This window comes from Achromobacter aloeverae, from assembly GCF_004121055.1.
Taxonomy (GTDB): domain Bacteria; phylum Pseudomonadota; class Gammaproteobacteria; order Burkholderiales; family Burkholderiaceae_B; genus Bordetella_C; species Bordetella_C aloeverae.
Genome location: NZ_PYAL01000006.1, coordinates 410,676 through 431,972, shown reverse-complemented (window position 1 = coordinate 431,972; position 21,297 = coordinate 410,676). Strand labels below are relative to the sequence as shown.

Genomic DNA, 21,297 nt, shown 5'->3' with positions numbered 1-21,297 from the left:
TCCTCACGCCTTGTCCGTGATGGACTGTACCGCGTCGTGGGCGTCCAGCACGCAGCTCTTGCAAACCCTGAACTGCGGAAGCGGATAGGGAATTCGCGTGGGCCCCGTGAATTGCTTGTCCGCGCTGTGCACGTCGATGCGGCCGGGGGCGTTGACGGTGATGTTGCCGCCTTCCAGCACGATGCTGGCGCCCTGCGCGGTGGCGATGCGGATACGCTTGGGCGCGGCCAGTTCCACTTGCGCCGACGCGCTGGCAATATGCACGGCTTCGCGCGCGGTGACGGTCAGGATGTCCTGCTGCGCCTGGACCAGCAGCGGGCCCTGACCGGCGACCAGGCTCAGCGCCGGTTCGCCGCCGCGCTGTACGCCCGCCACCACGCCCAGCGCCTGTCCGGTATGCACACGCAAATGGCCCATGGAAGCCAGGTTCTGGTGGCGTCCCGCGGACCAGTGCACGGTCTCGCCGGCGGTGACCTGCATATGCTCGCCGGCCGTCTGCACCAGCCCCGCGCGCGCCGCGACAACGACCGTCGACCCGCCGAGGTGCGGCACCTTGCCCGCGCCGGTCCGCGTATCCATCCGCGCCGCGTCGCCCTGCGCCGAGGACAGGTCCTCGCCCGAGACGCTGGTGGAGACGGCGGCGTGCATGGCGGCCAGCGGAGCCTTGCCTGCATCCAGGATGCTGGTGTCCGGTTGCTCGGTGCCCGCGGCGGCGGCCAGGCGCACGCCTTGATGATCCGCGGCGCCCTTGTCCAGGCTGCGCGCCAGCTTGTCGGCCTGCCTGGCAAGCGCCTGCGCTGCGCTTGCCTCGCCCGCCGGATCCGCGGCGTCGCCATGGTAGGACGTGATCAACACGCCAGCGCCCCCCCGCACCGCGCCATAGGCATCGGAACGCAGTTCCGCGCCGGTCCCGCGCACGCCTCCGCGATAGTTGCCGGCCTGGTGGATGATGTGGCCCAGGTTCAACTCCGTCGCGGACTGCGTGCTCTTGAGCTGCACGCGCTGCTGGCCGTCGCTGTCATCGAAGACCATCTGGTTGTAGCCCGCGCCGCCGAACTCCTTGCTCTTGAACCCACTGAGCGCGGCCGCGTTGCGGTGCGCGTCGTCGGCTGCCGCCGCGCCATGCCAGGCGGGCGAGTTGCCCCCGGCCAGGTTGGCCTGGCCGCTGGGTATCATGTCGCGCGCGGCGGCGAACGCCGACGTATCGGCCTCCTGCAAGGTGCGCCCGCCCGGCGTGGGCGGCGTCCCGCCCTCGCCGCGGCCGTTGTATACCGCGCCGACCACCACCGGCTGGTCGATGTCATCGTCCAGGAAACGCACCAGCACTTCCTGGCCGATGCGCGGCACGAATGTCATTCCCATGCCGGCGCCGGACTGTCGTTGCGCCACGCGCACCCACCGGCTGTGCGCCTCGCCGTCGCACTGCGCTTCCTGCCAGTGAAAGCGCACGCGCACGTCGCCGCGCCGGTTGCGATGGATCTCCTCGCGGTCGTCGGCCTGCGCCCCGCCCTCGGCGCCCACCACCAGGGCCGTATGCACGCCATGGACCGACGCGGCGCCGCTGAAGCGGGCGCCGCGGCCGCCCGCCAGCGCCGGCCGCCAGGGCCGGTCGCAGCGCAACGCGTCGAAGGCGTTGGCATAGCCTACCGCGCGGGCCTTTTCCAGCACGGCGGGATCGGGCGCCAGCGCCGCATCGTCCGCGCCGCCGCCCAGATCCTGCCGCCATGTCGGGGACTGGCCGCGCTCCGCGAAATCGTCCGGGCCAGCCGGCGCACCGGCTTCCGGGCGACCGCCGGGCGCGGGCGGCGGCGCATCGTAATGCAGCCATCGCGCCATGCCGCCCAACCGGCTTTTCAACGCCGCCTGCGCGGCCACCGGCAGGTTGTTCAGGCCGACATGCTCGATGCGGTCCAGCGCGAACACGGGCTCGAAGCCCGCCTCGCCGGACGGTCCCAGCGGCGACATATCCTGCAGGCGGAAGCGCGTTCCGGAACGGAAAGTGCGCACGCCGCTCCTGCCGGTGAAGATCTCGTTGCGCGCCTGTACGCTTTCCAGCGCGACCGCGGCCTGGCGCCGCGCGTGGGCTTCGTTCTCGAACGCGCCGTGGCCCGCGGCCTCGTACCATTCGGGCGCCAGCGCATCGTCTTCGCCCGCATCGCTGGCGCTGGCCTCGCCCGCCACGGCATGCTTGCCGCCGGCATGCCAGCCCAGCACGGTGACCCGGCTGGCGCCCTGCCGAAAGCGGCGCGCCAGCGCCTGCACCGTATCGCGCGACTCCGTGGCGTCGGCGCGATGAAAGCGCACGCCGTGTTCCGCCGACTCCGGATCTTCCGGCAAGCCGCGGCTGTCGGCGAAGATGCGCACGGCGTGCCTGAGCGGCGCGTCCTCGTCCTCCACGGACGTCCAGCCCAGGCCGGCTTCGGCCAGCAGGCGCGACAGAAAATCGTAGTCGGATTCGCGGTATTGCGTGGTGTAGGGTCGCACGGGCAGATCGGCCAGATACGTCCGAACATCGTCGGCGATCTGGCTGGCGCAGCCGTCGTACCCATCCAGCACATGCTGCACGATGTCGAGCAAGGCGCGCTGCTCGAAGACACGGCTGCGCCGCTGCTGCGTCGCCAGCCATAGCCACGGCACGACCGTCAGGCGGTAGCGCGCCAAGCCGGCATCGCCGGCCAGCAGCTCGGCCTGGCGCAGCACGCCGCTGCGTCCATAGCGGCTGCCGTCGGCGCGCGTCGTCCATAACGTGACCGCGCGCGACACCATGTCGTCCAGATCCAGCGCGGCGTCATCGGCCAGCGCCAGGATGCGCATCTCGCCCAGGCCTGACAGCGCCTCGCGGGCGATCCAGGCCTCGACATGCAGGCGCGCCAGCGCTCCCTCGCCTTCCAGGCGGTAGAGACGGGCATTGGAACTCAGCAGGTCGGCCAGTGCAGTCGTCGTCATGGTCGGCGCATCGGGGGCTAATAAGGCGTATCGGACAAGGCGATCAGGGGCGCGCGGGCGCTTGCGTCTGTGCCTGCGGGTTGGGACATTCGGGCGCCAGGCCCCACTGCCCGGCGCAGACCTGCAAGCGGCATTGCTCGCTTTCGAGGAAGGGCTTGCGGCGACACTGCTGCAGGCGCTCGCCCAGCGGCGTGCCAGGCAAGGTGGCCGCGGCCGCGGCGGAAGGGGGCGGCAGGCCGTAGGACATCAACGCGGACAACAGCGCCGCATCGCCATCGGCTTTCTTCCGCGCCTTGGGGGTGTGATTCGCACGCGAGGCGGTCTTCGCCTCGGCCTTGCCGTTGTTCGTCTTGCCTTCCGCGGCCTTGCCTTCCGGCGTCTTGCCCTTTTCGGCAAGGGCCGCATCGTTCGGCGTCGCCGCGGGGGCGGCAGCGGCCAGCGCCGACAAGGGATTCTGCGGCGGGCCGTCGTTTTCCTTGCGCCCCTCCTCGCGGGCCGCATACGCGGCCTCCGCTGTCGCGCCGCGGTTCGAACCCGGCGCATCGACGATGGCGGCCGGCGCCGTCTCGGCGACGGACGCTCGCGGGGCGGCCTGGCTGTTCGCCGTGGGAGCGGCCACGGATACCGATGATGGCCCGCTGGCCGGCGCCGGGGCCGGATTCGCGCCGGCAGCCCCGTTGGCATTGGCCATAATGGAAGCGCCCGGCGATCCCGCGGCGCCGGATGCCTGCTGCATGCGCCACCATGCGCTACCGCCTCCAGCGAGAATCAACAACAAAAGCAGCAGCAACCACCATCGCGCGCGCGACGGACGCGCGCGAGCGGCAGGCATGTGCCGCCGCTCCGGTTGCGGCGCGCGGCCTTCCAGCGCTGCCAGGATTCTTGACGATTGGGAATCGCGCGCGCCCGCGTCCGAACGCCCCGCCAACAGGCTGGGCGTTCGGCCGGCAGCGGCCGATGTCGCGTCGTCTAGTGCCATGCGTCCATCCGTGTCCCGAGGGTGCATCCCTCCGTTTATCCCGCCAGTCGAACGCGGCGCCGCCATGCATGTCAGGCATTGCACCTTGTTACGATTTCAGGAACTCAGACGCGAGTTTGAGGCGTTGCCGGTATTGCTTCAACCGCAGTTAAGACAAAAGATTACGCCTTTCCCATGGTGACCGCTTTTGCTCTTCCTTTTGCCCGTCTACTTCCTGGCCGCCGTCTGCATCTCGGCATGGCTGATTTTTCCCGCGCTGCGCGCCACCACGCTGCGCGGGCTGCGTGCCTGCCTGCACGGCCTGCGGCGGGGCGTAGCCCGCTCGACGGAGCGCGCGGGCGGACATCTGGGGGGCGGCATCGGCTGGCTGGCGAACGGCTATGCGCGGGTCACCCGTGGGGTAAGCGGATATGTAAAGAGCCACCGCTGGCAAACAGCTGCCGTGCTGGCGGTCGTGTCTCTTCCGACCCTTTTTGCTTTCCTCATGAGACACAATCACACATTTGTTTACGAGCCGGATTTACGAAATCCTAGCGTACAAATTGAAGCGCTTCTCGCTGGGGAACGGCTGGTTCCACCGCCTCCCGTCCCTCCGGAAGCCTTCACCACCGCCGAGGTGGTAATGATCCGCCCGAACATCGTCACCGCCAGCCGCGACTGGGACCTGCTCGATCCGGATTTCCGCCAGCGCCTGCTGCTCGCCTACCAGATCATGCGCGACCAGTACGGCTACCAGATGGCCCTGATCGAAGGCTATCGCAGCCCCGAGCGCCAGCAGGAATTGCGCGACAAGGACGGCCCGGCCGTCACCAACGCCGGCGCGTACCAGAGCTATCACCAATACGGCCTGGCCGCGGACAACGCATTCCTGCGCGATGGCAAGATCGTCATATCGGAAAAGGATCCTTGGGCGCTGCGCGGCTACCAGCTCTATGGCGAAGTGGCCGAGCGCGTGGGCCTGACCTGGGGCGGCCGCTGGAAGCTCATGGACTTTGGCCATGTGGAGTACCGCAAACCCGGGATCAAGCTGGGGATGCCGCCGCCACGCTGACCCTTGCGCCCCTTGTCTACAGACCATAAACACAACGCTGCCCTCGTCTTCCAACTATGCCTCGTCTCCTCAAGTCCGGTTTGATCATCGCGCTCGTATTTGGCGTGGTGTGGCTGGCCGTCATCATCTGGTGGCAGGAAACGCGCGCGCTGCCCACGGCGATGGACATCGGCGTGTTCCTGTTCGCGCTGCCGCTGGCGCTTCTGTGCCTAGGATGGCTGGGACTGCGCGGTGCACGGGCCGCGGGCGCGCCCAGGCCCGAAGCCGGCGTACCCGCGACCGCGCCGGAAACCGCACCCCCGACCGGCGCGCCTCCCGCCCGGCTGGCCGTGCTGGGCGTGGCGGCGCGCACTGCCGCGGGCGACAGCGCTGCCGCGACACGCGCCGCACTGGCGCAGCAGGCACGCCCCGACCTCGATCCGCAACTGAAGGACTTGCGGGGCTTCCCGGTCTTCGCGGCGCGCGTGTCGACGCTGGACACCGCCGAACTACGGGCGCAGGCGCAGGCAGCCGAAGCGCCAGCGGCGGCCCTGGACGACGAACCGCTGCGCGCGACCGCCCTGTTGCGCGCCGTGCTCGAAGACGCGCGCGATCGCGCGGTCGATCACCTGCTGGTCACCCACATGCCGGACGGGCCGGCCGAGCAGGAGCAAGCATGGCCCATGCTGCACGTGGACCTGATGCTGCCCGGCGCGTGGCCGGCCGCCGCGCGCGAGCGCGCCATGGCCGTCGCGGGCGCGGTCTTGCGTGGCGTGGCCGCCCCTGGCGCCGCCTGGCCGCCCGCCCGCCTGGCCGTGGTCTCCCATGAGGTCGTCGACGACAGCACCGTGCCCACCCACTTGCATACCCTGGCCGCGCGCGCCGGCACGGCGAATGACGACGTTCCGCGGGCGGCGAGCGCCGCCGCCGGGGACACTTCCGCGCGCACCGGCGCCCGGGGCCACGCCATCGCCGCGTCGGCGCCGCCTTCGCTGCGCATCGTCGCCGCCGCGGACTCCTATATCAGCCAGGGGCGCGCCCATGCGTGGCAGGGCCAGCGCCGCCTGATGACGACGGACCAGCCGCAGGGCCTGGTGCCGGGCGAAGCCGCGGCCGCGCTGCTGCTCGCCGCCGCGCCGGCGCCCGACCAGGGGCAGCGCATCGTCATGTTCGCGCCTTCTACGCGCCGGACGATCTCCGCCGATGCGCGCGGCGCCGCGGCCGACGCCGCCCTGCCCGCCCTGGCGCAGGCGCTGCTGCAGGAACATGGCGTATCCGCCGACAGCCTGGCGTCGCTGGTGAGCGACGCGGACCATCGTGGCAGCCGGCCCATCGAGACGCTGCAATTGGCCACCGCCGTCGCGCCGCACCTGGATCCCAACCAGGACTGCCTGGCCGCCGGCAACCGTTGCGGCCATGTCGGCGCCGCCGCCCCCCTGCTGGCCCTGGCGCTGGCCGTCGACGCCAGCGAGGAGCTCGATGCCCCGGTGCTGGCCGCGCTGACCCAGGACCCCTGGCTGCGCGGCATCGCCGTCGTGGCCGACTTCGAAACGTATCTTCCTACGCATCCTTCCTCTTCATCCCAAACATGACCAGCCCTTCCGGACTGTTTTCCAGCTTCACCAGCCTCCTGGGCGATATCCGCTCCTGGCTGTCCCGCATCGCGTCCAGCCCGAAGACGTTCATCTTCTTCGGCCTGATTGCCCTGCTGGTCTTCCTGTTCCTCCTGGCCGATACGCCGGAGACGGGCCTGGCATGGGCGGGCGCGGCCCTGGGCATCTTCCTGGCGCTGTGGCTGCTGGTGTTCCTGGTCCGCCGCGCCCGCTCTCGCAAGGCCAATGACCAGCTGGGCGACGTGCTGGAAAAGCAGGCCCAGACGGGCAAGAGCAACACGCGCGGCGACGTGCAGGCCCTGCGTGAACGCATGTCGCAGGCCGTGCGCACCATCAAGACGTCCAAGATCGGCCAGTTGTCCGGCAACCAGGCGCTGTACGAGCTGCCCTGGTACATCGTCATCGGCAACCCTGCCGCCGGCAAGAGCAGCGCGGTGATCAACTCCGGCCTCCAGTTCCCCTTCGCCGACAAGAACGGCGCGGCGGTGCGCGGCGTGGGTGGAACGCGGAACTGCGATTGGTTTTTCACCACTGAAGGCATCCTGCTCGATACCGCCGGCCGGTATTCGGTGCACGAGGAAGACCGCGACGAATGGCTGGGTTTCCTGGACCTGCTGAAAAAGCACCGTTCGCGCGCGCCCATCAACGGCATCGTCGTGGCGGCCAGCATCGACGAGCTCTCTGCGTCCGGGCCGGAGTTCGCCATCGAACTGGCCAAGAACCTGCGCCAGCGCGTGCAGGAACTGATCGACCGGCTGGAGGTCTTCGCGCCGGTCTACATCATCTTCACCAAGGCCGACCTGATCGCCGGCTTCGACGAGTTCTTCGCCGACAGCGACGAACGCGAACGCAATCGCGTCTGGGGCGCCACCCTGCCCTATGGCGCCGAGGAAAGCCGCGACGTACTGTCGCTATTCGATGCCCGTTTCGACGAGCTGTATGAAGGGTTGAAGGAAATGGGCACCGCGCAGATCTCGCTGCGCCGCGCCGGCGACCTGCCGCCCGGCCTGCTGACCTTTCCGCTGGAATTCGCGTCGATCAAGCCGGCGCTGCGCACCTTCCTGGCCACGCTGTTCGAGACCAATCCTTTTCAGTACAAGCCCATCTTCCGCGGCTTCTACTTCACCAGCGCCTTGCAGGAGGGCGCCGCCCGCAGCATCTCCACCGATAAGCTGGCCGAGCGCTTCGCCCTGGCGCCGTCGCGGCGGGAAGCCACGCACAACGTGTCCTCGCACAACGGCTTCTTCCTGCGCGACCTGTTCTCCAACGTGATCTTCGCCGACAAGAAACTGGTGCGCCAGCACGCCAGCCCCGGCAAGGTACGCATGCGCTACCTGGGCTTCTTCGGCCTCGTTCTGGCGCTGGGCCTGGTGCTCGGCGGCTGGACCTGGTCCTATATGGGCAACCGCCAGTTGGCTACCAACGTGCAGGCCGATCTCGACAAGGTCGTGCGCATGCAGCAGGAAGGTTCGGATCTGCAGAGCCGGCTGGAAGCGATGGATATCCTGCAGGACCGCATCGAGCAACTGGACCGCTACGCGACCAGCCGGCCGGTTTCCCTGGGCCTGGGGCTGTACCAGGGCGACGCGCTGCGCCACAGGCTGCTGCAGGAGTACTACGCGGGCCTGAACCAGATCATGCTGATGCCGGTCAAGGGCAGCCTGGAAGACTACCTGGCGCGGGTCGGCAACTTCGGCGAGAACAGCGGCGCCGGCGGCCCACCCCCGGCGCGCCCCGTGCCGGTGGCGGCCGCGGCGCCCGACACGCTGTTCCAGGACTCCTCGCCGAACAACGCCCAGGACGCCTATAACGCGCTCAAGACCTACTTGATGATGTCCAACCGGGAGCACGTCGACCCCACCCACCTGTCGGACCAGATCACGCGTTTCTGGCGCGGGTGGCTGGAGACCAACCGCGGCACCATGCCGCGCGATGCGTTGATCCGCAACGCCGAGCGCATGATCTCTTTCTATTCCTCGCGCTCGGCCGACGCCGAATGGCCACGCATCAACCTGAACCTGGCCCTCGTGGAAAAGACCCGCGGCAGCCTGCGCACCGTGATGCAGGGCATGCCGGCGCGAGAACGCGCCTATGCCACCATCAAGGCGCGCGCCGCTACGCGCTTCCAGACCATGACCGTGGCGCGCATCGTCGGCAACCAGGACAGCGTGGTGATGGCCGGCAGCTACGCCATCCCCGGCACCTTCACGCGCGAGGCCTGGGAGCAGTACGTGCAGCCCGCCATCCGCGAGGCTTCCAGCAAGGAGCTGCAAACCACCGATTGGGTGCTGGGCGTGAACGCACGCGACGACCTGACGCTGGAAGGCAGCCCCGAGCAGATCCAGAAGAGCCTGGAGACGATGTACAAGACGGAGTACGCGGAGGAATGGAAGAAGTTCCTCGGCGGCGTCAGCATCCAGCCCTTCACCAGCTTCAGCCAGGCGGTCGATGCCATGAACCGCCTGGGCGATCCGCAGACTTCGCCCATCGCCAAGTTGATCAACACGGCGTACGACCAGACGTCCTGGGACAATCCTTCGCTGATCAGCACGGGGCTGCAGCAGACGCAGACCGGCGTGGTGGCCTGGTTCAAGCGCGAGGTGCTGCGCCAGAACCCCACGCCCACGGTCAAGGAGAATCCCGGCAACACCTTGCCCATGGGGCCGGTCGGCCGCGAGTTCTCGGACGTCGCGCGCCTGGTGGTCGCGCACGAGAACCAGTCGCTGCTGGGCAACTACATGGCGGCCTTGTCCAGGATACGCACCCGCTTCAACCTGCTGAACAACCAGGGCGACCCCGGACCGGGCGCGCTGGTGCTGATGCGCCAGACGCTGGAAGGCAAGGAATCGGAACTCGCCGACGCCTTGAAGCTGGTCGACGAGCAGATGCTGGCGGGGCTGACCGACACGCAGCGGGTCACCTTGCGTCCGCTGCTGGTCCGTCCGCTGGTGCAGGCCTACGCCGTCACGCTGCAGCCGGCCGAGCGCGAATTGAACAAGGTGTGGACGGCGCAGATCTACCAGCCGTTCAACCAGGACCTGGCGGAGAAGTATCCCTTCTCCACCAACGCCACGGTGGAGGCCAGCGCGCAGGAGATCGGCCAGATCTTCGGCCCGCAGGGCGCCATCGCCAAGTTCGTGTCCGATACCCTGAGCCCGCTGACCGTGCGCCGCGGCGACGTGCTGACGGCGCGCACCTGGGGCGACCTGGGCGTCAACCTGCTGCCCACCTTCACGGCGAATTTCGCCCAGTGGGTGGCGCCGCTGTCAGGCGCGGCGGCCGGCGGCGGCGGCGCGGCGGCGCAGCCGCAGACGCTGTTCCAGATCCAGCCCAAGCCCGCCCAGGGCGTGACCGAGTACACCATCGAGATCGATGGCCAGCAATTGCGCTACCGCAATACGCCGCCGCAATGGGTCAACTTCGTATGGCCCAACCCGCAGGGCGCGCCCGGCGCCCGCATCACGGCCACCGCTTTCGACGGCAGCACGGTCGACGTGGTGAACGAACCCGGCCGCTATGGCCTGGAGAAGCTCATCGGCTCGGCGCAACGAACTTCCAATCCTGACGGCAGTTTCAATATGACCTGGTCCAAAGCCGGCGTTTCGGTCCCCGTCACGCTACGCATCATCAGCAATGCCCAGGCGGCCGGCTCCGGCGCCAGCGAACCCTCCAGCGGCCAGGGCCTGCGCAACTTGCGCCTGCCCGCGGCCGTGGTGTCCGACACGCCGGCCAATCTGGCCGACAGCCGGCCCGCGCCGGCACGCACGGGGGGCAAGCAATGAACGCGCCGCTGCAATCGCCGACCTACCGCGCAGCGTATTTCGGCAAGATTCCGTCGCGCGGCGACTTCGTGCGCAGCACGACCCATCCCCAGCTGATGGCCAGCCTGGATGCCTGGGCGGCGAACACCATGGAGCTGCTGGCGCAGGACCCGCACTGGAAAACGCTGTACGACGAGGCGGCGGGCTTCAACTTCGCGTTCCTGGGCCCGCGCAGCAAGATCGCGGTGGCCGGGCATTTGCGCCCCAGCCAGGATCAGTCGGGCCGGCGTTTCCCCTTCCTCAGCGCGACATCGCTGGAGGTCTCGCGGCCGCAGGAATTCATGGCCCGCAGCCCGGTGTCGTTCAGCCGCTTGTGGAACCGGCTGGACGCGGTGACGACGACGCTGATGACCGAGGCCGACTCCAACCCCGGCTTGCAGTCCTTGAACAGCCTGGAAGGCGCCATCCACATCGCGCCGGATGATGGCTTCGACACCTTCGCCGACGTGCAGACGCTGGAGCGCGTGGAGCAGATGCTGCGCGGCGACGGACACCAGGTGCGGCTGCACGACGTGATCCTGGCGCTGGGCATCCTGCTGGAGCCGGTGATGAACAGCGGCGCCTCCCACCTGGACCGGGGGCTGGCGCTGCCGCTGCCCAGCGATCCGATGTACGCGAACCTGGTGGCGGCCTACTGGATGACGCTGGTGGCGCCGTTCCTGGCGCTGGCGGATTTCGAGGTGGCCACCTTCATCGGCAACATCGGCGGCAAGCCACGCCTGGTGATCGGCTTTCGCGGCGCGTCGCCCCATACCCTGGCAAGCCTGTTGTCGACGCCGCAGGCGTTGGCGGCGCAGAACATCGTGCTGGACCAGGCGCCCTGGGTCAGCGAGCACGTGACCGCCAGCCATGGGCTGGCCAAGCTGTCCAGTTATCTGGATCAACCGAAGCTGTCGCTGCGCACGGCGCTCGACACCTTCCGCGAAGTCTTTATCGGAGCATGAGCATGCGCCTGGTTTTCCTTGCCACCGCGTTCGCGCTGTCCGGCGCCTGCGCCGCCCAGGACGCGGCGACGGTGGTGCCCGCCAATGTGGTCCCCCAGCCCGGACAAGTGGTCGCCAGCGGCGCCGTTCCCGACCAGGCGACCAAGGCCGATGTCCTGGCCAGGCTGCAACAACTGTATGGCGTGGGCAACGTCATCGACCGCATCGACGTGGGCGGCGTGGTGGCGCCGCCCAACTGGAGCACGCACGTCGGCAAGATGATCTCGCCGCCGCTCAAGCAGATCAATCGCGGGCAACTGGACATCGACGGCACGCAGATCAGCCTGCGCGGCGAGGTGCAGAACGAGGCGTCGCGGCAGCAGATCGCCAGCAGCCTGGCGACGGCCCTGAATCCGACCTACAAGATCGTCAACGGCTTGCGCGTGGCGGCGGCCAAGGACGAACAGGGAATGCTCGACAACCTGCTGGCCAACCGCACGGTGGAATTCGAGACAGGCAGCGCGACGCTGACGCCGCGCGGCCGCGAACTGCTGGACGAGGTGGCCAACGTGCTGCCCAGGATCCGGGCGGACAAGGTGCAGATCATCGGGCACACGGACAGCTCGGGGAGCCGGGCGACGAACCTGGCCTTGAGCCAGGCGCGGGCGGACGCGGTCAAGGCGTACATGGTGGAGAAGGGATTGCCCGCCGGACGCTTCGACGCGGTGGGCGTGGGCCCCGACCAGCCCTTGATGACCAACGCCACCGCGGAAGGCCGCGCGAAGAACCGGCGCATCGAGTTCCGGGCGGGGAGCTAAGCCGGCTGTCGAGCCAACGACTGAGCCAACTATTGAGCCAAGTGTCGGGCCAAGCGTTGGGCCAAGTACCGGGCCAAGTACCGGGCCAAGTACAAGGCCAACTACAGGGCCAACTACTACAGGGCCAGCGCAGCCGGCCCCGCCGCCCGCGTTGGCCCTAGCCCTCGTTCCCGCTCTTGGGAACGCCCAGCAGCTCTTCCAGGTCCGACAGGCCCTGGTCGTTCTTGAGCACCGTGCGCAGCCATAGGTGCAGGGACATCTCGCCCCAACTGGCGGCCTTGTCGGCGAGATACGCGACAGGGCTGTGGGGCTCGGTGCGACGGAAAAACTCGGCGACTTCGCGCAGCTGGTTCAAGGCCTGGTCGCGCGTCTGTATGGGGCCGCGCACGGCCGACGCGGCGGTCGCGGACGACGGCGGAATGGTCATGGTGGGCTCCAGGCGTTCCGTGGGATGACGCGCGGCGGCGTCGGCGGGGGCAGCGGCCGGGTTGCCGGCCGCCGTGTCGGCGCCGGTGGAGGTCGCGGCGTCGGCGCGCACCAGCAGCCCTGCCTCCCGCGCGAAGCGGGCGGCCAGGTCGGCTGCCTTGCGCAGGGTTTCGCGCAGGGCGGAGAACGACGGCCCCTCGTCGCCCAGCTTGTCCTGCAAGAGTTGGTCCAGGGCGTCCAGGGCCTGCGCGCAACCGTCCAGGTCGACCAGCAGTTCGGAATAGAAGGCCGGCGCCGTATCGCGGCGCGCGGCATCGAATTGGTCCTGCGTGACCTTGCCTCGCGCCAGCTCGGGCGCATCCTGCGGCGCGCGCTTGATGGCATTGGCCAGTTGCACCGCGCTGTCCCACACCGCCAGGCCATAACGGCCGCCCTCGGCACGCGTAAGCGGAATCTCGGCGACCAATTGCCGCGACTGGCTGATCAGCCACCCCAGGTTGCCGATGCGCTGCGCGGGGTCGCCATCCTCCGCGCGCGGATGCAAGCCTTCCCAGTAGTCGCGGCACAGGGCCTCGACCAGGCGAAAACCGTCGCGCAGGCCGCCAAAGCCCTCGCGGCGCGCCCATGCCTCGGTCAACCATGCCGCGACGCGGATGTCCTTGCTGCGCGTGCGCAGGATATCGCCGCACAGGCGCGCCACCAGGGGCCAATCGGCTTCCTTCAGGTCGATGATCCAGTCGCCCTGCTCCAGGCCCGGCTCGTCGAAGCGGCGCGCCTCGCGGATCTGGTCGAATTCGGCGGAGAAAACCATGTCTTCGCCGCACGGGTCCTCGCCCGGGATCGGCTGCAATAACGTATCGAGGTCTGTCATTGTTTGGGGAAGAGAGACAGGGAGCGCACGCTCGGGCGCCCTCCTTCTCCAGGCAGGAAATGGGACACGGGATGATCCCATAGCGACGCCGCAAGCAGAAGGCGGAGGAAACGCTCTCTTACAACTTGAGTAACGGTTAGTGATCAAGGCGCCAGGGAAGGCCCATATCATCGTCGCTGCGTTGGACCCGCAGCGCCATCGGCCTGCGTTCTTCCGTCTTCACGATAAGGGCTGCCCCGCCATGAGTTCCGATTTCCGCCTGGCCTTCGACGGCCACTACTACCGCGGCACGCCGCGCCGCGCCCCCGACGGCACCTATCTTGGCGGCGAGGGCGCGATCACGCGAGCGCCGGATGGCACCTATGTCGCGGGCAAGCCGCAGCGCACGCCCGACGGCCGCTACATCGGCGGCGACGCGCCGGTACGCTGGGCGCCCGACGGCTCCTTCGTCTCGGGCGAAGTGCGCATGGCGCCGGACGGCACGCTGGGCTGAGACGCACCGGGAGTCGATGTTTCATGGCCCGTCCTGTCATACGCAAAGGCGACCGCACCTCCCACGGCGGGGTGGTCGTCGAGGGCGACGATACCGTCACGGTCTTCGGCCAGCCCATGGCCCGCGTTGGCGATCGCGTGACCTGCCCGAAATGCAGCGGCACGCACGTGATTGTCGAGGGCACGCCGGACGTCGGCTCCGATCGCAAGACCGCGGTCGAGGGCATGAAGACCTCCTGCGGCGCCACGCTCATCGCCAGCCAGCAGTTCTATACGCTGGGCAGTTGACACAAGGGTGCGGGCGATGCGGCCTGCGCTCGTGGCAGCCCCCGCGCGTCCCTGCAGGCGCTGCCGGGAGTCCGTGGACCACGGCTGCAAGACCGCGGCCCGGCACCATCGCAGCGGGGCGCGGAAGCGCCTTCCGTGCTGCCTGCCGCGCCATCGTGCGACGTTGCGACGTTGCGGCGGGTTGCCGGGTCAGGGCTTCCATTCGGGCAGGGCGGCGCCCAGGGGGCCGGCCGGATAGTCCCAATGCATGGGTGAGCCCGCCAGATCCAGCGGCGGGCGGGCGCGCAAAGCGGGCCCCCATGCCGTCGCTTCCTGATCCACCGAAAAATCGGCATCGTGTTTTTCCAGGGGCCCGTCTGTGCGCGCTTGCTCGCGTGTCTCTTTGCGCGTCTCTTTGCGCGCCGCTTCGCGTGCTTCCTGGACCGCCTCTTGCCCCGCCTCCCTGAGGATCTCCCCGCGTTCTTCCCCAAGTCGTTCTTCGCGCGCTTGGTCGTCCCTCGGTTCCGCCAGGTCGAACAAGGCTTCGGCGGTGCGCGCCAACGACAGGCGCGCGTCGACGGCAATGCCGCGCGTCAGCCTCATGGCCAGGCCTCGCAGCACGGCAGCGGCAATCAGGTAGCCGGTGCCGTGGTCCAGCGCCTGCGCGGGCATGGGCGTCGGCTTGTCCGCGCCGCGCCACACCATGCCGGCATGCGCGATGCCGCTGCTCATTTGCACCAGGCTGTCGAAACCACGCCGTCCTTGCCACGGGCCGCTCCATCCATAAGCATCCAACGTGACGTCGATCAACGCGGGGTTGATGGCGCGCCGGGCCGCGGCGTCATAGCCCAGGCCCGCCAGCGCGCCGGGACGATAGCCATGCACCAGCACGTCGGCGCCCGCCAGCAGGGACTCGAACCGTGCGCGATCCGCCGGGACGCGCAGGTCCAGGCGCGCGCAACGCTTGCCTAGCGTAATGTCCGGCGCCAGGGAAGGCTCGTCCCAGCCCGGCGGATCGATGCGCAGAACATCCGCGCCATAGCCTGCCAGGAAGCGGGTCGATACCGGTCCGGCCAGAATGCGGGTCAGGTCCAGCACCTTGAGGCCTGCCAGCGGACGGGGCGCCAATGGGTGGGCCGTCGCTGGATGGCCTGTGGACGGATGGCCTGTGGACGGATGGCCTGATAACGGATCGCCCATCAACGGACGGTTCGGGGCCGGACGCCAAGCGGGTGCGGCAGGCAATGGATGCTCGGTCCATGCAATCAGCGGCTCCGCCGCGACGGCCTTGCCCTGCGGATGGGCGCGCCATTGCGCACGGGTATGCATCACGGCCGCGCAGCCGCCGGCGGCAATCACGGCGCTCTCCAGGTCCTGGGCCGACCACCGCGCGACCGCGGCGGCCACGGCGGCGCGATCTTCAGCGCAACCGAGGACGGACAAGGCCGCGGCGCGATGCCGGTCCGCGTTCGTATGCAGGCGTATCCAACCATCGGCAGCGCGGTAGTCGCCGGCAACGCTATCCCAGATAGGCGGCAGCGTCCAACCTGTCGGTTGCAGGGACGTCCCGAACCACAGTCCGGCCAATCGGCGGTCTATGGTCAGCCGCGGGAGCGACGCGGACGGATGGCGGGTTTGCGTGTCCACGGCGACGCCGCAGGCAGCGTCGATGCCCGCGGTGGCGGCGTCCCCGGCGCTGGCCGGGGCGGCAAACGGCGCGTGCAGCCCCATCAACGCGCGCAGGGAGGCTCCGGCCGCGGCCACGGTGCCCGCGGCGAAGTCGTCGACGGGTAGCACGTAGGGCAATACGCCCGCTCCTCGGAAAGCGATGTCCTCCAGGTCACGGGGCGACAAGCGCAGTGCCTCCGCGACGCGATGCAGGAATTCGCGGCTCAGCGGCGCGTCCTGGTCCTTGTCCTTGTCCTGGCCCTTGTCCTGGCCCTTGTCCTGGCCCTTGTCCTGGCCCTTGTCCTGGCTCTGGTCCGGACCGTCCTGGCCCCCGTCCTGATCCCGCTCCGCGGCCTGATCTGTTCTTGCGCTGTTCGTCATGGTTGCGTTCCTCTGGCATGCCTGTTCCGTCATCGACACATCCGTCCGCGCTTGACACGCGATGCGCCTTGCCGCCAGCATAAGCGCTGCAATATTGACGTCAATCTTGATGTTATTCATCAATATCAAGGCCTTACGTTGCGCAATCGTGTCAATACCCCCCCGCGAAGCAGTAGCCGGGCGATGCCCATGCCACCGCTGCGCGTGTGTAGCCGGCGCGAAGAGGGCCCGAAGCCGGCTTATGAACAAACGCCTGGAGAACAGTCATGGCATGGTTGAACGCCCAAGACGCGCTGCGCATCCTGGGCGTGCGTCCACAGACGCTCTATGCCAATGTGAGCCGCGGCCGCATCCGCGCGCGGCCCGACCCGCGCGACAGCCGCCGCAGCGAGTATCGCGAAGAGGATGTCCTGCGCGCGGCGCGGCAGGCGCGTGGCCGGCGCAAGGTGGCCACCATCGCGGCCGAGGCGATCGAATGGGGCGACCCGGTGCTGCCGTCTTCCATCTGCACGGTGGCCGACGGCCGCCACTGGTATCGCGGCCAGGACGCCATCGCGCTGGCTGCACGCGCGCGGCTGGAGGACATCGCTGCCCTGCTGTGGCAGACAGGTCCGGTATGGTTCGCGCCCACGGCACAGGGCGGTCCATCCTTGTCCCAGGCATCGACATCCCACCCGTCCACGCCGCGCCCATCCACATCCCGCCCATCCTCCTCCCGCTCGGCAGCCGCCGCGCTGACGCGCGCGCCCGCCGCCCGAAGCACCAGCAATGGCCGAGGCAGCCGTGCCAGCGGCAGCAATGCGCGGGACACCGATGCCCGCGACAGCCACGGCAACGACATGAGTCCCGGCCCCGCGCTGGCGGCGGGACTGGCCGCCATGGCCCGGCGCGCGGGCAAGGACCTGCCCACCCTGGGACGCTCGGCGGCCATGCTGCGCGTGGAGGCTCGCGATGTCATGGCCACGCTCTGCGCCGCCATGCTGGATGCGCCGGTCCCGGCCGGCATGGCCCTGCATGACCACATCTGCGCGCAATGGAAGCGGCCGGCCGCCGCTACCTTCGTACGGCGCGCCCTGGTACTGATGGCCGACCACGAGCTGAACGCATCGGCGTTCTCCGTCCGCGTCGCCATTTCCACCGGCGCGTCGCTCGCGGCGGGTGTGTTGGCGGGCCTGTCCGCCCTCTCCGGTCCCTTGCATGCGGGCGCGACCCAGGCCGTCGCCGCCCTGGCCGCACAGGCTCGCCAGCAGGGCGCCGAAGTGGCGGCGCGCGCATGGCTGGCGCAGGGCCGTCCCCTGCCCGGCTTCGGTCATCCGCTTTATCCGGACGGCGATCCCCGTGCCGCCACCCTGCTGGCCACCAGCGGCCCGCCAGCGGCATACCGCCGCCTGGCCGACTATGTGGAACACAGCGTGGGAGAAATCGCCAGCGTCGATTTCGCCCTGGCCGCCGGCGCCGCACGGCACGCGCTGCCGGTCGACGCGCCCTTCGTGCTGTTTGCCCTGGGCCGCTGCGTCGGCTGGCTGGCTCATGCGCTGGAGCAGGCGCAGGCGCGACGGCTCATCCGCCCCCGCGCGCGCTATGTGGGCACCGCGCCTGGATCGCCACCGGACGCCGTGCAGGTGCAAGGCGTTCGCCCACCAGCGCGAGCAGGCGCTGGCAGCGCCGGCGCAGGCGGACCGGTGCGGGTGAAGGGTGACGCGAGTGAGGGTTGGCGCAAGTGAAGGTTAGATCAAGTAAGGCTAGCTCAAGTTGGGGCTGGCGCAAATGGAGGCTGGCGCAAGTGGAGGCTGGCGCAAGTGAACCGGTGCAAGCAGGCTGGAGCGTGCCCGGAGCGCTATGCTCCCGGGCGACAGCGACGCCGGCGGCGCCTGCCCACACCGAGGCCGCGCTATCATGACAGCCCACCCGCAATAAAGCACGGCTATCCTCATGACGGACAAACTGCGCCTCGATAAATGGCTATGGGCCGCGCGTTTCTACAAGACGCGCAGCCTGGCCGTCGATGAAATCGGCAAGGGCCGGGTGCTGGTCAACGACCAGCCCGCCAAGCCGGCACGCGAGGTCGGGCCCGGCGACACTATCACACTGCGCAAGGAAACGCCGGCCATGCACGTCCGCGTGATCGCGGTCAGCGCCGTGCGCGGGCCGGCGCCCGTGGCCCGCACCCTTTACGAGGAAACGCCCGAAAGCGCGGCCGCGCGCGCCCATGCCGCGGAAATGCGCCGTCTGGCGCCCGAACCCGCGCAGGCCATCACCGACGGCCGGCCGACCAAGCGCGACCGCCGCCTGATAGACCTGGTGCGCGGTAAATAGGCCCCGCGCCATCCAGCTTCCCACATCGACATCCCGTATCGACATCCCGCATCGACATCCCGCATCGACACCCCCGTATCGACATTCGGCATCGACATCCGGCATTGGCATCGCTTATCGCCTATCCCGTACTGCGTATCGCGCAGTCAGCGTTCAACGCTCCCGCACGAAGCGGTTGCGCAGCGTCCCCAGCCCGGTCAGCGACACCTCCACGACATCCCCATCGGCCAGGTCGGGCGAGTGGCCATCGGTTCCCATCCACAGGATGTCGCCGGGATACAGCGTCAGGTACCGGCTCATGGTGCTGATGAAGGTGTCGATGCCGAACAGCATGTCGTTGGTGTGAAAGCGCGTGCTTTCCCGGCCGTTCACCTTGACCACGGTTTCCATGTTCTCGATGTCCACGTCCGTGTCTATCCACGGCCCCATGGGCTTGAAGGTGTCGGTGTTCTTGGCCCGCCAGAAGGTCCGGTCCGACTTCTGCCAGTTGCGCTCGCTGACGTCGTTGCCCATGGTGTAGCCGAGCACGCAGCCGCGCGCCTCGTCCGGGCTCAGGCTGCGCGCCCGCTTGCCGATGACGACGACCAGTTCGCCTTCGTAGTGCACCTTGGTGGCGTCGGCCGGCATGATGACATCCTCGCCGTGCGCGATGAGCGCGTTGTTGGCGCGATATCCCACGTCCGGCTTGTCCGGGATCTTCAGCCCTTCCGTGGCGATGTGCTTGGTGTAGTTCAAGCCCACGCAGTAGAAGGTGGGCGGAACCACCGGAACGTCCAGTCGCACGTCATCGAGACGCAGGATTTCTCCCGTCCGCTCATGGCCGTTGTAGGGATCGCCGCGCACGGGCAGCACGCGATCGTCTTCCAGCAGGGCATGGAAGGCCCCCGGCGCGCAAGCACTCCCCTTTTCGTCATTGCCGTCAGCCAGGCGGGCGCGTATCCATTTCATCCTCGTCTCCTTGATCGTCAGTGTCCGTGGGACCTCAAGCGCCCGCCGCGGGCATGGCGAAGGTCGGCGCATCGCCGCGCATTTCCTTGATCAACCATGCCTCGCCGGCACGAACCAGGTCGATATGCAGGGTGCGTATGTTCTCGATGCCGGTCAGCGGAGAGGGGCCTTGCGGCGCGCTGCCGGTATCGTGCCGCAGCACCAGCATGTAGGCGCGCATGCGGCAATGCCCCTCATCCTGGCTATCCGCCACCAGGTTGACGATAAGGTGATGGATGCGCTGCGTCCTGGAGCGCGATGCCAGCGCGTCCAGCACGGCCTGGCGGCTGTCCAGCACCTTGCCCTGCCGGTGCCAGGCGCCATCGGGCGCCAGCCGGCCGGCCAGGTCTTCATAGCGGTTCTCGTCCAGGTCGCGATAGAAGGCCATCACCTGGTTATGGCACAGGGCCAGCGCAGCCGCCTTGGAGGCTGCCTCGGCACAGGCCACGCCTTCCAATGCCTGGTCCAGGGGTTGTCGTGTCTCGGTCATATTCAGATCTCCCGTGGCATGGTCCGCACGCTCGCGGCCGGGGCGGCGGCGCCGTGATCGGGACCAGGGACGCCACGTACAAAGGGGGGAAAGGCAAAGGGGGGAAAGGGCTGCGGCAGGCGCAGCACATCGGGACCTATGGCGCCCAGCGTGGGCGTGCCGCACAACTGCATGGTGCGCGCCAATTCATCGCGCAGGATGGCCAAGGCCTTGGTCGCGCCCGCCTCGCCGCCGGCCAGCACGCCGTACAGCGTTGCCCTGCCGGCCAGCACGCCGGCCGCGCCCAGCGCCAGCGCCTTGTAGACATCGCTGCCGCGCCGCACGCCGCCGTCCAGCAGGACCGGAACCCGTCCGCCGGCCGCGGCCACGATCTCCGGCAAGGCCCACAGGCTGGCGATGCCGCCGTCGAGCTGGCGTCCGCCGTGATTGGACACCACCAGCGCATCGGCGCCCAGCCTGACAATGGCGTCGACGTCGCCGCCATGCACCACGCCCTTGACGATCAACTTGCCCGGCCATCGATCGCGCAAGCGCGCCAGCGCAGCGAGGTCGAAGCTTGGGTCGTAGTTGCGTCCCGCCACCGACCGCATGGCCTTGCGGTCCGCCGCCACCTGGTTCAAGCCGGCCAGGCTGGGCATGACCGGCGGCCGCCGCAACAGCATGTCCAGCGACCAGGCGGGCTTGCGGGCGAACTGGAAGAAATTGCGCGGCCGGATCTTCATCGGAAAGGCCAGGCCATGCGCGAGGTCGCGCTCGCGCTTGCCGCCCACCGGCAGGTCCACCGTGATGACCAGCGCCTCGTATCCGGCCGCACCGGCCCGCGCCACGAGGTCGTGCAGGCGGTCCTTGTCCTGCAGGATATAGGCCTGGAACCAGAGCCGCCCCGGCGCCTTGTCGGCGATTTCCTCGATGGCCGCGGTCGCCGACGTGGACAGCGCATACGGAATGCCGGCGGCAGCGGCCGCGCGCGCCAGCATCACGTCGCCGCCGCGCCAACCGAAACCCACCGCCCCGGTGGGCCCGATGGCCAGCGGCAAGCCGGCCGGCCGCTCCAGCAAGGTAGCGGACAGGTCGACGCGAGAGACATCGCGCAGCACATGGGGCGCCAGGCGCACCGACGCGAACGCCTCGGCATTGTCGCGCAGCGTGCGCTCGTCCTCCGCCCCGCCGTCGAAGAAATCGAAGATGGGGCGAGGCAGGCGCGCCCGCGCCCGCTGTCGCAGTCGCTCGATGGAATAGCAATCGTCCAGGGTGCGTGTCATGGAGCCA

General features: G+C 69.1%; 16 protein-coding genes. 9 read left to right on the top strand and 7 right to left on the bottom strand.

Features of this window, described 5'->3' with window-relative positions; genetic code table 11:
• Positions 1-3: 3 nt before the first annotated feature.
• Together C7R54_RS21145 and C7R54_RS21140 are read right to left on the bottom strand one after the other, a co-directional pair.
• Complete coding sequence (locus C7R54_RS21145) at positions 4-2,946, bottom strand: type VI secretion system Vgr family protein (RefSeq protein WP_129152387.1); 2,943 nt, start codon at positions 2,944-2,946, stop codon at positions 4-6.
• 43 nt (positions 2,947-2,989) lie between these two features.
• The gene (locus C7R54_RS21140; RefSeq protein ID WP_129152386.1) at positions 2,990-3,925 is read right to left on the bottom strand and encodes a hypothetical protein; all 936 of its coding nucleotides are present in this window, start codon (positions 3,923-3,925) and stop codon (positions 2,990-2,992) included.
• Positions 3,926-4,112: 187 nt separating this feature from the next.
• On the opposite strand from C7R54_RS21140, the gene C7R54_RS21135 reads away from it, so the two are divergent.
• The 5 genes from C7R54_RS21135 to C7R54_RS21115 are packed head-to-tail and all read left to right on the top strand — an operon-like array spanning position 4,113 to position 12,130.
• Positions 4,113-4,976 (top strand): M15 family metallopeptidase, encoded by an 864-nt coding sequence (locus C7R54_RS21135; RefSeq protein WP_129152385.1) that lies wholly within the window; start codon positions 4,113-4,115, stop codon positions 4,974-4,976.
• Positions 4,977-5,032: 56 nt separating this feature from the next.
• A complete protein-coding gene (locus tag C7R54_RS21130) occupies positions 5,033-6,547 on the top strand; it encodes a hypothetical protein (RefSeq protein ID WP_129152384.1) in 1,515 nt (504 codons plus the stop codon).
• Complete coding sequence (gene tssM / locus C7R54_RS21125; protein WP_129152383.1) at positions 6,544-10,350, top strand: type VI secretion system membrane subunit TssM; 3,807 nt, start codon at positions 6,544-6,546, stop codon at positions 10,348-10,350. The genes C7R54_RS21130 and tssM overlap by 4 nt, the downstream gene beginning before the upstream one ends.
• Entirely contained in the window at positions 10,347-11,333 is a 987-nt protein-coding gene (gene tagF, locus C7R54_RS21120; protein ID WP_129152382.1) for a type VI secretion system-associated protein TagF, read from the top strand. The genes tssM and tagF overlap by 4 nt, the downstream gene beginning before the upstream one ends.
• A 2-nt stretch (positions 11,334-11,335) precedes the next feature.
• Positions 11,336-12,130 (top strand): OmpA family protein, encoded by a 795-nt coding sequence (locus C7R54_RS21115; protein WP_129152381.1) that lies wholly within the window; start codon positions 11,336-11,338, stop codon positions 12,128-12,130.
• A gap of 157 nt (positions 12,131-12,287) precedes the next feature.
• On the opposite strand, the gene tssA is transcribed toward C7R54_RS21115, so the two are convergent.
• The gene (tssA, locus tag C7R54_RS21105; protein WP_129152380.1) at positions 12,288-13,427 is read right to left on the bottom strand and encodes a type VI secretion system protein TssA; all 1,140 of its coding nucleotides are present in this window, start codon (positions 13,425-13,427) and stop codon (positions 12,288-12,290) included.
• Between the two features lie 241 nt (positions 13,428-13,668).
• On the opposite strand from tssA, the gene C7R54_RS21100 reads away from it, so the two are divergent.
• Together C7R54_RS21100 and C7R54_RS21095 are read left to right on the top strand one after the other, a co-directional pair.
• The gene (locus tag C7R54_RS21100) at positions 13,669-13,920 is read left to right on the top strand and encodes a hypothetical protein (RefSeq protein WP_129152379.1); all 252 of its coding nucleotides are present in this window, start codon (positions 13,669-13,671) and stop codon (positions 13,918-13,920) included.
• Positions 13,921-13,943: 23 nt separating this feature from the next.
• Complete coding sequence (locus C7R54_RS21095; RefSeq protein ID WP_129152378.1) at positions 13,944-14,207, top strand: PAAR domain-containing protein; 264 nt, start codon at positions 13,944-13,946, stop codon at positions 14,205-14,207.
• Positions 14,208-14,396: 189 nt separating this feature from the next.
• On the opposite strand, the gene C7R54_RS21090 is transcribed toward C7R54_RS21095, so the two are convergent.
• Positions 14,397-16,235, bottom strand: coding sequence for a CoA transferase (locus C7R54_RS21090; RefSeq protein ID WP_240039638.1), 1,839 nt, complete (start codon positions 16,233-16,235; stop codon positions 14,397-14,399).
• A gap of 266 nt (positions 16,236-16,501) precedes the next feature.
• Here C7R54_RS21090 and C7R54_RS21080 point away from each other — a divergent pair, with 266 nt between their 5' ends.
• Positions 16,502-17,959: a citrate/2-methylcitrate synthase gene (locus tag C7R54_RS21080; protein ID WP_129152376.1), complete on the top strand. Its 1,458-nt coding sequence runs from the start codon at positions 16,502-16,504 to the stop codon at positions 17,957-17,959.
• 208 nt (positions 17,960-18,167) lie between these two features.
• Positions 18,168-18,551: an RNA-binding S4 domain-containing protein gene (locus C7R54_RS21075; protein ID WP_129152375.1), complete on the top strand. Its 384-nt coding sequence runs from the start codon at positions 18,168-18,170 to the stop codon at positions 18,549-18,551.
• A 153-nt stretch (positions 18,552-18,704) separates the two neighbouring features.
• On the opposite strand, the gene C7R54_RS21070 is transcribed toward C7R54_RS21075, so the two are convergent.
• Genes C7R54_RS21070 through C7R54_RS21060 form a run of 3 tightly spaced genes read right to left on the bottom strand, consistent with a single transcriptional unit; the run spans position 18,705 to position 21,290 of the window.
• Positions 18,705-19,499 (bottom strand): fumarylacetoacetate hydrolase family protein, encoded by a 795-nt coding sequence (locus C7R54_RS21070; protein WP_129152374.1) that lies wholly within the window; start codon positions 19,497-19,499, stop codon positions 18,705-18,707.
• A 34-nt stretch (positions 19,500-19,533) separates the two neighbouring features.
• A complete protein-coding gene (locus C7R54_RS21065; protein WP_129152373.1) occupies positions 19,534-20,028 on the bottom strand; it encodes a nuclear transport factor 2 family protein in 495 nt (164 codons plus the stop codon).
• 2 nt (positions 20,029-20,030) lie between these two features.
• Positions 20,031-21,290 (bottom strand): alpha-hydroxy acid oxidase, encoded by a 1,260-nt coding sequence (locus tag C7R54_RS21060; protein WP_129152372.1) that lies wholly within the window; start codon positions 21,288-21,290, stop codon positions 20,031-20,033.
• Positions 21,291-21,297: the final 7 nt, after the last annotated feature.